Source organism: Marinobacter halodurans (assembly GCF_004327985.1).
In the GTDB taxonomy this organism is placed as follows: domain Bacteria; phylum Pseudomonadota; class Gammaproteobacteria; order Pseudomonadales; family Oleiphilaceae; genus Marinobacter_A; species Marinobacter_A halodurans.
On sequence record NZ_SJDL01000059.1, the window covers coordinates 1 to 12,117 of the forward strand.

General features: G+C 64.3%; 10 protein-coding genes. 7 read left to right on the plus strand and 3 right to left on the minus strand.

The annotated features are described in order from the left end of the window. Nucleotides 1-155: 155 nt before the first annotated feature. Both EZI54_RS22260 and EZI54_RS22265 read left to right on the plus strand, forming a co-directional pair. On the plus strand, nt 156-2,435 hold the full coding sequence (locus EZI54_RS22260; RefSeq protein WP_165495844.1) for a sensor domain-containing diguanylate cyclase: 2,280 nt from the start codon (nt 156-158) through the stop codon (nt 2,433-2,435). 48 nt (nt 2,436-2,483) lie between these two features. Continuing rightward, the gene (locus EZI54_RS22265; RefSeq protein ID WP_131484081.1) at nt 2,484-3,395 is read left to right on the plus strand and encodes a DMT family transporter; all 912 of its coding nucleotides are present in this window, start codon (nt 2,484-2,486) and stop codon (nt 3,393-3,395) included. Here the strand turns inward: EZI54_RS22265 and EZI54_RS22270 are convergent. Continuing rightward, complete coding sequence (locus EZI54_RS22270; RefSeq protein ID WP_131484082.1) at nt 3,392-4,156, minus strand: TSUP family transporter; 765 nt, start codon at nt 4,154-4,156, stop codon at nt 3,392-3,394. The genes EZI54_RS22265 and EZI54_RS22270 overlap by 4 nt on opposite strands. Before the next feature lie 13 nt (nt 4,157-4,169). Next, entirely contained in the window at nt 4,170-5,261 is a 1,092-nt protein-coding gene (locus EZI54_RS22275; RefSeq protein WP_242674563.1) for a lysozyme family protein, read from the minus strand. A 203-nt stretch (nt 5,262-5,464) separates the two neighbouring features. On the opposite strand from EZI54_RS22275, the gene EZI54_RS22280 reads away from it, so the two are divergent. Both EZI54_RS22280 and EZI54_RS22285 read left to right on the plus strand, forming a co-directional pair. Beyond that, on the plus strand, nt 5,465-6,958 hold the full coding sequence (locus EZI54_RS22280) for an amidase (protein WP_131484083.1): 1,494 nt from the start codon (nt 5,465-5,467) through the stop codon (nt 6,956-6,958). A gap of 178 nt (nt 6,959-7,136) precedes the next feature. After that, nucleotides 7,137-7,727 (plus strand): hypothetical protein, encoded by a 591-nt coding sequence (locus tag EZI54_RS22285; protein WP_131484084.1) that lies wholly within the window; start codon nt 7,137-7,139, stop codon nt 7,725-7,727. Between the two features lie 115 nt (nt 7,728-7,842). On the opposite strand, the gene EZI54_RS22290 is transcribed toward EZI54_RS22285, so the two are convergent. Next, nucleotides 7,843-9,243, minus strand: a complete 1,401-nt coding sequence (locus tag EZI54_RS22290) for an HDOD domain-containing protein (RefSeq protein ID WP_242674564.1) — start codon at nt 9,241-9,243, stop codon at nt 7,843-7,845. A 168-nt stretch (nt 9,244-9,411) separates the two neighbouring features. On the opposite strand from EZI54_RS22290, the gene EZI54_RS22295 reads away from it, so the two are divergent. From EZI54_RS22295 to EZI54_RS22305, 3 genes are all read left to right on the plus strand, one after another. Continuing rightward, nucleotides 9,412-10,419 carry a methionine ABC transporter ATP-binding protein gene (locus tag EZI54_RS22295; protein ID WP_131484085.1) on the plus strand — a complete coding sequence of 336 codons (1,008 nt, stop codon included), beginning with the start codon at nt 9,412-9,414 and terminating at the stop codon, nt 10,417-10,419. Next, the gene (locus tag EZI54_RS22300) at nt 10,419-11,084 is read left to right on the plus strand and encodes a methionine ABC transporter permease (protein ID WP_131484086.1); all 666 of its coding nucleotides are present in this window, start codon (nt 10,419-10,421) and stop codon (nt 11,082-11,084) included. Before EZI54_RS22295 ends, EZI54_RS22300 begins: the two co-directional genes overlap by 1 nt. Before the next feature lie 69 nt (nt 11,085-11,153). Continuing rightward, nucleotides 11,154-11,933 carry a MetQ/NlpA family ABC transporter substrate-binding protein gene (locus EZI54_RS22305; RefSeq protein ID WP_131484087.1) on the plus strand — a complete coding sequence of 260 codons (780 nt, stop codon included), beginning with the start codon at nt 11,154-11,156 and terminating at the stop codon, nt 11,931-11,933. Nucleotides 11,934-12,117: the final 184 nt, after the last annotated feature.

A 12,117-nucleotide genomic window follows, 5' to 3' on the forward strand; every position in this document is an offset into this window, starting at 1 on the left:
CTGTCTCTGGTCAGTTTGCTGGATACGATAAACCGGCTTCAGAGCCAATCATGAACCGCCGTGGTACGGAACCGTATGCCCGGTGGTGTGAGAGGACGGGGGAGGCAACTCCCCCTCCTACTCGATTCGTCCTGATTACGTGCCTGGCCATCCTGGTGGGCATTTCAGTCGGGCAGTCTGAACTTGAGAGCCAGGCGAGGGCCCAACTGGCGACCCATGCCGACCTCATCGCCGACGATGTGGACGCCAAGCTGGCCGAACGTTTCGATGCCATCACGCGGGTTGCCCAAAACCTGACCATGGAAGAGGAAAGCCTGTTGGGGCGGGCCCAGCCCATCCTCAATCGTCAGGCGGCTTTGACTTCCCTGTTTCACAAGCTTTACCTGATCGATTCATCCGGTGTCATCCGGGCCACGTTCCCGGCATCCGGCACCGGGCGGGGAATGAACGTTTCCGATCGCGCCTTTTTCCAGTTGACCAACCGGCAGATGACCACGCTCGTGTCCGAGCCCTTCATCTCCCGGGATGAAAACATTCCGATCGTTGCGATAACGGCCCCGGTGTTCAACCACGATAAGAGGCTGATCGGCATTCTGGTCGGAACGATCAACCTGGACGAACGCAGTTTTCTCGGGGATCTCAAGAACCTGACGATTGGTGATACCGGGTTTGTGGGTATGGGTACGCGGTCCGGATTTGTCCTGATCCATCCTCGTCGGCCCAGTCGACTCGATCCGTTGAGTGACAGCAACCCTCTTTATGACGCGGCCCGGAACGGGGAGGAAGGTGTGACGCTGGCGCCCATGTCGGATGGCCAGCAACGGCTGGTGGCCTATCGCCAGCTCAACGAGGCGCCCTGGTTTGTGACCGTGTCGTTGCCCACGCAGGAGGCCTTCGAGCCGATCCGGAAGCTGTCCCACGTCATGTTCTGGGTGGCCGGGGCGCTTCTGCTGCTGTTCATACCGCTGTCTCTGCGTCTGTTCAGCAGGCTGCTCAGCCCCTTGCAACAACTGGCCGACCAGATCAAGGCCCGGCACATGGGGGTGCTCGATGCGCCGATCGACGTTGGCGGAGGCCGGGAGATCCGCGAGCTGGTCTCGACCTTCAACCAGGTTCGGGACGAGCGTGAAGCGGCCCGCGTCGAACTGGAGCAGCAGGAAGCCTATTTCCGGTCGCTGTCCGAACGTTCGCCCATCGGCATCGTCCAGACGGATGTACTGGGGCGTATTGGGTTCGTCAACCACGCCTTCGAGGCCATTGTCGGTCAGCCCCTCGAGCGCTTGAAGGGGCAGCATTATCTGAAGGGCGTCTATCGGGAAGACCAGACACAGATGCTGCAGAATCGCAGCCGCGTGCTGTATGACGGCGAAGTCTTCCAGGGCCAGTACCGCCTTTACGATGCGCGTACGGATCGGGTCATCTGGGTGGCGAGTATGACCGCACCGATCGAGACGCCGGACCGCTGCCTGGGCACGATTTCCGTGATGCGGGATATCACCCATGAGCTGGAGGTGGAAGCCGAATTGCGCGCGGCACGGACCCTGGCCGAACGAATCCTGGGCGTGCTGGAAGAGGGGGTCGTGCTGACCGACAGGCAGGGCTTTGTCAGCTTCGCCAACCCGCCGTCACAGGTGTTTATCGGCAATCATGCGTCACCGGTTGGCAGCAACCTGTTCGATATTGTGCGGGTCGCCGTCGATGGTGAGTTCTGGGGGTTCGACGAGTTCCGCAAGCAGCCCCAGGTGACCGGTCTGGACGCCGTCCTGACGAACATGCGCGGCGATTCGCTGGAAGTGGAGCTCACCATGCTGCGACTGGAGAACGAGCACGGGGCCGATCAGTTCGTCTTCGTGATGCGGGATGACAGCGAGCGCCGGCGCCAGGAGGCCCAGCTTTCCTGGGATGCCAGCCACGATCCGCTGACCCGGCTCTTCAACCGGCGTGCCTTTACGGCAAGCCTGGGCAACCAGTTGATGCAGGCCGGGGATCACAGCGCCCCGACGGTGCTGATGGTGATCGACCTCGACCATTTCAAACCGGTCAACGACAACGGAGGGCACCTGTTGGGCGATGAACTGTTGCGCCACATCGCCGATATCCTGCGCAGCCGTATGCGCCAGTCCGACGTGGTGGCCCGTCTGGGCGGCGACGAGTTCGGGGTGATCCTGCCGGCCTGCGGGCTGGATCGGGCGAAGTCTATCGCCGAGTCGCTGCGCGCGGGTATCGAGGCACTCGAACTGGAGCAGGACGGGCGCCATTATGGCGTGACGGCCAGCATTGGGCTGACGGATGTCCGCGGCGACGATACGACCAACAAGGCCGTCATGGCCCGGGCCGACGAAGCGGCTTATACTGCCAAGTCCCGGGGGCGGAACCGGGTGGTTGTCTACGGCGAAGAGGCGATGGCATCGCCGCAGGAAACGGTCCGCACCTGATGGGCTGCCCGCAATCGATCCGCCTGCACGAATCCACAGGCGGGTAGCATGGCTGAATTGTCCGATCGTTCCAAAGGTTTCCTGATCGCCGGCCTCGGCGTTCTTTTCCTGTCACCGGATGCCCTGCTGGTGAAGTCCACCAGCGTGCCCCCGGTGGTTTTCCTGTTCTGGCGCGGGCTGTTGCTCGCGCTGAGTTTTGCCGTGATCAACACGGTGCGCTACCGCGGCCGGTTGCTACCGGCGATGCGTGCCTGCGGGCGGCGGGGACTCTATTGTGGCGTGGCCTTTGCCGGCAGCACCCTGGGGTTCGTGACGGGCATAAAGAACACGGCCGCAGGCAATGTGCTGGTGATCCTCAATACGGCACCGGTGATCGCGGCGTTACTGGCCTGGCTGGTCTGGCGCGAGCGGTTGCCCCTGCGCACCTGGATCCTGATTCTCGTCTGCATTGCCGGTGCCACGCTGATGGCCGTGGGCGAGATGGGCAAGGGGCAACCCCTGGGTCTGGTGATGGCCGGCGTGGCGGCATTCTCGCTGGCGTCCAACCTGGCGGTGGCCCGTTCCCGCCCCCAGGCGGACATGAGCCTGATGCTGATCTTTGGCGCCCTGACCATCTGCATTGTGGCGGCTTTCCTGGGCGGCGCGCAATGGCCCGGCTGGCACGACTTCAGCCGGATCGTCCTGTTGTGCGTATGCTTCCTGCCGGCGGCCAGCATCCTGATCCAGACCGGTCCCCGCTACCTGCCGGCGGCGGAGGTGAGCCTGTTCCTCCTGCTGGAAACGGTGATTGGCGGCCTGCTGGTGTGGCTGTTCCTCGACGAGTTACCCGGCCCGCTGGCATTCGCCGGCGGTGCCATCATCCTGACGGCCCTGGCCGTGAACGGTTTTATCGAGGACTGGCGCCAGCGGCGACGCCGCCGGCGCTCATTAGATCAGCGAATTAACCAGACGGGACACTAGAACCAGCCGGCGGTGCGGGCTGCCTGCCAGAGCAGGCGCAGGGCCAGCAGCGTCAGCAGGATGTTGAAGAACTGCCGGAAGTGCAGGTTGCTCAGGCGGCTCAGGACCCGCAGGCCCAGCCAGGTTCCCAGGAAACCGCAGGCGATCATCCCGGCAATGAACGGCAGCCATTCATGCAGGGCAAAGCCTGCCAGGCCGAACACCAGCCCCTTGACGCTGTGCTGCAGTGTCATGGCGCAGGCGAAGGTGGCGACGGTCCGGAAGCGATCGGTATGGATCTGTTTGACGAAGGCCGCCACCAGGGGACCGGTGGCCCCGACAAACAGGGTCAGGAAGGTCGTGGCCAGTGCGGCGAGGAACGTGCCCATCGGGCTGAGGATCGCCTTGGGCAAGGCCGGGCCCCAGCACAGGTACAGAATGAACAGGGCAATGGTCATCTGCCAGATGGCCGCCGGCAGGTGCACCAGCAACAATCCGCCAGTCAGCCCGCCAAGCACGACCCCAGGCAGGAAGGCCGCAATCACCTTCCAGTCGATATGGCGCCAGGTCAGCCCGGCACGGCCGGCATTGGAGCCCAGCTGGATCAGCCCGTGAACCGGGATGATGGCGGCGGGCGGCAGCCACAATGCCATCAGGGCCAGTAACAGCGCACCGCCACCGGCACCGAGCGCCGCGGTGATCATCGAGGTCAGTACCGAGGTGGCCAACAGTAGGCCGGCCAGCGCCGGGCTCAGCGCGTCAGGCAGGTATAGCAACTCCAAGGCGTGTCTCCAGTCAGTCCGCGCAGAGCGGGTCCTTCTTCATCTTGGGCTGGTTGCACAGGGCCGCACCGGCCAGTTCCACATCGGCGACATAATACAGGGATGACAGGCCCAGTCGATTGCGCCCGAGATTATGGAACACCAGGCCGAAGGCGATGTCGCCGGCGGTGTAGCTTTCGTGGTTGGCGGCGAAATAGGCGGCGGGCTGGGACAGCTCGTCGTCGTCCAGCAGGGTTTCCACCCGGGCGGCCCCGCCGTGGTAGGCCTGCACCAGCAGCAGCGTGAAGAGTCGGTCGCGCTTCTTACTGGGCAGGTTGCCGAAGCGGGCGTCGAACACCGGCCGCAGGTTGCGGGCGTTCTGGCTGGTCAGGCGCATGGCGCAATCCAGCTGCGCCAGCCGATGCCAGTAGTTTTCCGGACCGATGCCGCAGTCGCTGAGCACCATGTTCGACAACTGCATGATGCCGCGCGCATTGGCGGCGGAATGGGCCCGCTGCCGGGCGCCGCTTTCGATCAACAACTGGCCGGCCAGGTAGCGGTCCATCTCCGCCGGCAGGTCCAGCCGCTGCTGGTTGCGGCGGGTCTCGTACACGTAAGACAGGGCAGCGTGCAGTGACTCCGGTTTTTCCGAGGTGCCGACGGTCAGGTCGTCCCAACGGCCCCAGAGACGATCGTCAGGCGCGGTGCCCAGGTAGCGTTCGATGGCCTCGTCCATATTGACGTGGGGCTGGTCGCAGGCCAGGGCAAACGGGTAGCCGGTGGTCTGCGGGTCGCCAACGACCCAGTATTCGCTGCGGCCGTCTTCCGCCATGCGCTGGCGGGTGGCGTTCAGCTTCTTCTGGGTGGCCTCCCGGGTGTCAGCATTTTCCATGTAGCCGAGAAAACGGCCGCGCCGGTCGAACAGGATGTGGCGTTCGGTGTCGCTGCAGTAGCCGCTGCTCTCCAGGATCCAGCGCCGGATGGTGAGGATGTTCTGGTACACGCCCTGGCTTTCCCAATAGGGCGACTCCCGGATAACCGAGGTCCAGTCCTTGAGTTTCTCGGCATGGCCGGCGTCGGACAACAGTATCAGCAAGAGCGACAGACAGACTGTCCGCATCGGCATAAGGACTCTCCATCGCGGGGATTGAGGTTGGACGGTATCGTTCCCGGATTTTGGCGGCAGGACCCTGTGGCTGCAACTGTCGCTTTACCCGCGACCGTCCCTGGAACGTCATCGAAGCGGACGCTGGCTGACCTGTCATTATTGCGTTGGTGGGGTATGCTTGTCGGGCTCGGTGAATACCGCCACCCAAGGTCAGGATGCCTATGAATGTCAGCGATTACCTGCAGTTCGACGCCGTCGGACTGGCCGATCTGGTACGCCGCAGGAAAGCCACACCCCGGGAGATCATCAACGCTGCCATCGAGCGCGCCGAAGCGGTGAACCCGACCCTCAACGCCATCTGCCATGCCCAGTTCAGCGCGGCCCTGGAGCGGCCTTCGGCGTCGTCCGGACTGCTTTCCGGCGTTCCGTTCCTGCTCAAGGATCTGGCGCAGGAGCAGGCGGGTGAGCCGTGCACCTTCGGCAGCCGTGCGCTGCGCCATCAGGTTGCCGAGCGGGACTCCGCCTATGTCAAGCGGGCCCGGGAGGCGGGGCTGGCGATCCTGGGGCGCACCGCGACACCGGAACTGGGGCTCAAGGCGGTCACCGAATCCCGCCTTTGGGGGCCGACGCGCAACCCCTGGGATACCGAGCGGACGCCCGGGGGCTCCAGCGGTGGATCCGGCGCTGCCGTTGCCGCCGGCATCGTGCCGATGGCGGGTGCCAATGACGGGGGCGGCTCGATTCGTATCCCGGCAGCCTACTGCGGCCTGTTCGGCCTCAAGCCTTCCCGCGGGCGGGTCTCCGCCGGGCCGGGCACGGGGGAGCACTGGACCGGAGCCTCGGCGGACCATGTGGTCAGCCGCAGCGTACGGGACAGCGCCACCATGCTGGATTACCTGGCGGGCGCCGAATCGGGCGATCCGTTTACCGTTGCCCCACCGGACCGCGCCTATGCCGATTGCGTCACCGAGTCGCCAAGGCCCTTGCGGATCGGCGTTTTCACCAACTCGCCCTACGGCGGCGAAGTGGCCCGGGAATGCATCGATGCGGTGGAGAACACCGCCAAGACCCTGGAAAACCTGGGTCACACTATCGAATACGCCCGCCCGGATTTTGACGGCATGGCCCTGGCCCGCTGCTACCTGGCGCTGTATTTCGGCGAGGTTTCGGCGGCCATGGCGAGGGCCGCGGAGCGTTATGGCGCGCGGGACCGGGATTTCGAACTGGATACGCGGCTGCTGGGCATGCTCGGGCGCACCCTGCCGACGCCGGACTACGTCCGCCTGCGCCAGCAGTGGAATGAGTTTGCAAGGGCCCTGGGCCTGTTCTTCGAGACCTACGACCTCTACCTGTGCCCCACCACCGGCCAGATGCCGGCCCGCGTCGGCGAGCTGGACACGCCGGCTCACCTGCAACTGGTCAGCCGGCTGATGCTGCTGCTCCGGGCGGGGCGGCTGGTCCACCGCAGCGGCATGGCGGACGAGCTGGCGCTGGAGTCCCTGGCGCGCACGCCGTTCACCCAACTGGCCAACCTGACCGGGACACCGGCCATGTCGATGCCGTTACACTGGACGGCGCAGGGGATGCCGGTGGGCGTGCACTTCGGGGCGCCGTACGGTGACGAGGCCACACTGTACCAGCTGGCCGGTCAATTGGAGGCGGCCTTGCCCTGGTGGCATCGCTACGATGCACTTTCTTCGGGGGACACCTTGTGATCCGCCCCGATCGTCTCCACGTTTAACCTTTTGGAGAGACACGCTATGCTGTAGTTGGGAGTTGCCCGACTCTCAAGGCGATCACTGAATAGACAGCCTGTCTACCGTAAGTGCGCCGGACAGGCAGTTGTGTCCAGTGTCTCCCCTACCCTGATGGCACCGAGGAGGCGAGCGTACCATGAATCATCCGCAACCGATTGCGATCGACGAGCTTGTATCTGTAGCACAGGGTGAAGCGATGGGAGAGCTGGATGCTCCCATGATGGCTATCGTCCTGTCTTCAGACCAGAGCTACGACTTGCCTATCCAGTCCCTGGAGACCGAAGCCGACAAGGCCCGCTGGGCCCTGATCCTGCGCGCGGCCCGGGAGCATGTCGAAGCGGACGCGGTGGCCGTGCTCTATCCGGCCTGGACCACCATCCGCAACAAGCGTGAATCCGACCCCGAACCCAGGGAGGATGATGCACCGGACCCGATCGATACCCTGTTCGTGCAGTTGCATACCCGGGACCGGGTCTACTGGCGCGGCTTCGAGCAGATCCGTGATCCGCGCCACCAGCGCATCATCGGCTTCAAGCGGATCGGGGCCCTGTCGACGGATTACGACCGGGACGACGTTCCGTCCGTAGCCGCCTGGCTGAACACCCTGTTCGAGCCGCTTCCCGACGAAGGCGAGGAAACCGAAGTGGACCGCGAACTGGCCGACCTGCTGGAAGAGCCGGAAGTCAGCGCCGCCCTGTATCCGCGCCAGATGCGTAACCTCCACTGACACCATCAGGCTGTTACCGGCCGCGCCGACCCCATGGCGTGGCCGGTGCAGGTCTCTTGCCGTCTCTTTTCACCGTTGTCGTCGCGGCAGCATCATGCACTTGCATGAATCCCAGTCACCGGGCCAGCAGGGTGATGCACAGTTGGGCCTGCTGCACGAAATGGCTGAACGCGGTCAACTGGTCCTCGGACAGGCTGGCTTGCAGGTCGCCGTTGTCGGCATAGAACAGGCCGACCCGTCGGGGGCCGGCGTATAGCGGGCCGACCAGCGCGGGACGGGTGCCGATCCAGGCGTCGCAGTTGGGCAGCAGGGGCTGGTCTCCGGCGGGCACGATCGCGCACCGGTCCGTGAGCAGACCCCTGAGCCGATCGGCACCGTCCCGGTGCACCATGAAATGGTCACGCCAGGCGGCTGTGCCATTGCCCAGCACCTTGCGCGGCAGCAGTTCGGCACCGCTGCGGTCGGCCATCAACAGCGCGACCCGGCGCAAGCCGACCGCGCGATGGATGCCTTCCACCACCATCTGGCAGATGCCGTTCAGGTCCGGTTGGGTGGCCAGCGCGGCGGAGATGTCCCGCAGGATGCTCAGTTGCAGGCCGGGGTCGCCCTGGGGCGCTTCCGGGGTGCTGTCGCCGTCGTGATCGCCGCTGCCCGGCATCAGCCCCCGGATCTGGGGAATGCCGAAGGAGACGGCAATGTCCTCGGCCTCCGCGGCATTGAGTTTCACCTGGTCGCGGACGCTGGCGGGCTGTTCGCCGATGTGTTCGGCAATGCGCGCCAGGCGTTTGTCCACGGACGGTGTGCGCCAACCGTCTTCCGCCTCCCGGGCGAGTTCAACCGATTCGCGGACCAGGGCGACCGCGGGCGAGCTGGCCCGGCCCGAACTGACGACGTCCTGGATGAAGCGCCCCAGTTTCCAGTTTTCCACCAGCCCGCGGGTGATTTCCACGAAGGTGGTGCCGAGTATTTCCTTTTGCAGCTCGGCGGGCTTGTCCGCCGGCAGCCGGGCTGCCAGCTCCGCCGCCTGCTCCGTCTGGCAGGACCAGAAGGCCAGCTCGCCGATGTTCGTCAGCAGCGCCCCGATGAACACCTCCTCCCGGGCCTGCTCGTTGTTGCCGGGCAGCAGGCAGCGGGCCTGTACAGCGGCATGCAGGGCGCGGGCCAGTGCCTTCAGCAGGTAGGGGCGCGGGTTGTGCTGGATCAGCGTGTCCACCAGCAGCGAGGAAATCGCCATGGACTTCACCGCGTCGAAACCGATCAGGGTAATCGCACGGCTGACGGTGCTCACCTGCACCCGGCTGTGGTTGTAGAACGCCGAATTGGACAGCCGCAACACCTGGGAGGTGAGCTGGGCATCGTTGAGGATCACGGCCGCCAGTTCGCTTACGGTTGAGTTGTTGCTTTCCGTCAGCTGGTTGATGCGGCGCAGGGTGTTGGCCAGGACAGGCAGTTCCACCTGGCTCAGGTAATCGACCCAGGCCCGGGTCGAATGCAGGCGTGTCGGCGTTTCGCTCAAGAATGTGACTCCGGAGTTTATGACTTCTTGTTCATCTTATGAGTCTAGCGGATTGTGCTCCCCGAGCCGAGTGCCGTGTTCATGCGGCGTTGCGGCATGCCCCGATTCGGGTTTGGTGCCGGCCTGCGCTATACTGCGCGATCATTTTCAGGTTTACAGAGATGCCCAGTGATTGAGTTTGATCAGGTCCACAAGGCCTATGAGGTGGAAGGCCGGGCGATCCCCGCGCTGCAGCCCACCAGCCTGGCGATCGAGAACGGCGAGGTGTTCGGCATCGTCGGTCATTCGGGAGCGGGCAAGTCGACCCTGGTACGCCTTATCAACCTGCTGGAGCGGCCCAGCGGCGGCCGGATCGTCATCGACGGCGAGGATGTCACCGGCTATGACAGCAAGGACCTGCGGGACTTCCGCCGCAAGGTCGGGATGATTTTCCAGCACTTCAACCTGCTGTCGTCCAAGACGGTGGAAGACAACATCGCCTTTCCCATGAAGCTGGCGGGCATCTATTCCCGGGATGAGATCCGCACCCGGGTGGCGGAACTGCTGGAGCGGGTGGGCCTGACCCATCACGCGCGCAAGTTTCCGTCCCAGCTGTCCGGCGGGCAAAAGCAGCGGGTCGGCATCGCCCGCGCCCTGGCCTGCCGGCCGACCATCCTGTTGTGCGACGAGGCCACCAGCGCGCTGGACCCGCAGACCACCCAGTCGGTGCTGAGGCTGTTGGGCGACCTCAACCGGGAACTGAAGCTGACCATCGTGTTGATCACCCATGAGATGGACGTGGTGCGCCGGGTCTGCGACCGGGTTGCGGTGATGGACGCGGGCGACGTGGTTGAGATGGGCCCGGTGACCGACGTGTTCCTGCATCCGAAGCATGCCACGACGCGGGATTTTGTGTTCGAGAGCGAGCACGTGGACGAGCAGGAGATGGAAGCGAACTTCGAAAAGGCGGAGGGCCGGATCCTGCGCCTGACCTTCCGTGGCGAATCCACCTACAAGCCGCTGTTGGGCAGTGTGGCGCGCCAGACCGGTGTGGATTTCAGCATCCTGTCCGGCCGCATCGACCGGATCAAGGATACGCCCTATGGCCAGCTTACCCTGTCGCTGGTGGGCGGTGACCTGCCAGCCGCACAGGCGGCGCTGGAAGCGGCCGATGTTCACGTGGAGGTGGTGCGATAATGGAGGATCTGCTGACCAATGTGGACTGGGGCGAAATCGGCGGGGCCAGCTGGGACACGCTGGTGATGGTCGGCGCGTCGCTGTTCTTCAGTGTGCTGTTCGGCCTGCCGCTGGGCGTCCTGCTGTTCCTGACCGGCAAGCGCCAGCTGCTGGAACAGCCGGTGGCCTACGCCGTGCTGTCGTTCGTGGTGAACGTCCTGCGCTCGGTGCCGTTTATTATCCTGCTGATCGTGATGATTCCGTTCACGGTGATGCTGATCGGCACGTCGCTCGGTGTGGCCGGGGCCATTCCGCCACTGGTGGCCGGCGGTGCGCCTTTCTTCGCGCGGCTGGTGGAAACCTCACTGCGGGAAGTGGATCGTGGCATCATCGAGGCGACCCAGGCGATGGGCGCGACGGTGCGCCAGGTGATCTTCGGGGCGCTGCTGCCCGAAGCCATGCCGGGCATCATCGCCGGTATCACCGTGACTGCGATTACGCTGGTGTCCTACGCCGCCATGTCCGGTGTGATCGGCGGGGGCGGCCTGGGTGACCTGGCCATCCGTTTCGGTTATCAGCGATTCCAGACCGACGTGATGGTCATTACCGTGGCGCTTCTGGTTATTTTTGTTCAGATATTGCAAATGGTTGGCGACCGGCTCGTTCTTTACTTCAGCCGTCGCTGACACCGCATCATGCGGCGCTTTCCGGGCGCCGCCTAAAAGAAAAATTGCCATCGTAACAACGAGGACATTATGAAACTGACCAAGATTCTGGCGCTGGCTGCCACCCTGGCGGCATTCTCCGTACAGGCTGCGGACAAGCTGACCGTGGCGGCGACCGCCGTACCGCACGCTGAAATTCTCGAGCACATCAAGCCGACCCTGGCCAAAGAAGGCGTGGACCTGGAAGTGAAGGTCTTCACGGACTACGTCCAGCCCAACATCCAGGTGGCCCAGAAGCGGATGGACGCCAACTACTTCCAGCACCAGCCGTACCTGACCGAATTCAACGACGGCAAGGGCACCAACCTGGTCAGCGTGGTGGGCGTTCACGTCGAGCCGTTCGGCGCCTACTCCAAGAAGATCGATTCCCTGGACCAGCTGGAAGACGGTGCCACCGTCGCGATCCCCAACGATCCGACCAACGGCGGCCGGGCGCTCCTGCTGCTGCAGAAGGCGGGCCTGATCAAGCTGAAGGACAGCAGCAAGATCACCGCGACTCCGCGTGACATCGCCGAGAACCCGAAGAACCTGAACTTTTACGAACTGGAAGCGGCCACCCTGCCGCGTGTCCTGAGTCAGGTCGACCTGGCGATGATCAACACCAACTACGCGCTGGAAGCGGGTCTGAACCCGACCAAGGACGCGCTGATCATCGAGGGTGCGGACTCGCCTTACGTGAACATCCTGGTCGCCCGTCCGGACAACAAGGACAGCGATGCCATGAAGAAGCTGGCCGATGCCCTGACCAGCGACGACGTGCGCGAGTTCATCAAGGAAAAGTACAAGGGTGCTGTCGTACCGGCCTTCTGATCCCGGTACGGATCACCGTACAAAAAAAGACCCCGGCCGAGGCCGGGGTCTTTTTGTTTGGTGCGCCAGGCATGGCGCGTAGCGCCTTGACGGGCGCTGTTCTGGTACAGGTGGTGCTGGCCGGATGACTTGGGGGTGCAAGTCCCCTGTGGGCCCGGTAAGGGGAACCACTAGCCGAACGGCA

Bases quoted from the DNA above. Each gene is read 5' to 3' on its own strand.
- EZI54_RS22265 (WP_131484081.1), top strand. From the start codon at position 2,484: ATGGCTGAATTGTCCGATCGTTCCAAAGGTTTCCTGATCGCCGGCCTC.
- EZI54_RS22275 (WP_242674563.1), bottom strand. From the start codon at position 5,261: ATGCCGATGCGGACAGTCTGTCTGTCGCTCTTGCTGATACTGTTGTCC.
- EZI54_RS22280 (WP_131484083.1), top strand. From the start codon at position 5,465: ATGAATGTCAGCGATTACCTGCAGTTCGACGCCGTCGGACTGGCCGAT.
- EZI54_RS22285 (WP_131484084.1), top strand. From the start codon at position 7,137: ATGAATCATCCGCAACCGATTGCGATCGACGAGCTTGTATCTGTAGCA.
- EZI54_RS22300 (WP_131484086.1), top strand. From the start codon at position 10,419: ATGGAGGATCTGCTGACCAATGTGGACTGGGGCGAAATCGGCGGGGCC.
- EZI54_RS22305 (WP_131484087.1), top strand. From the start codon at position 11,154: ATGAAACTGACCAAGATTCTGGCGCTGGCTGCCACCCTGGCGGCATTC.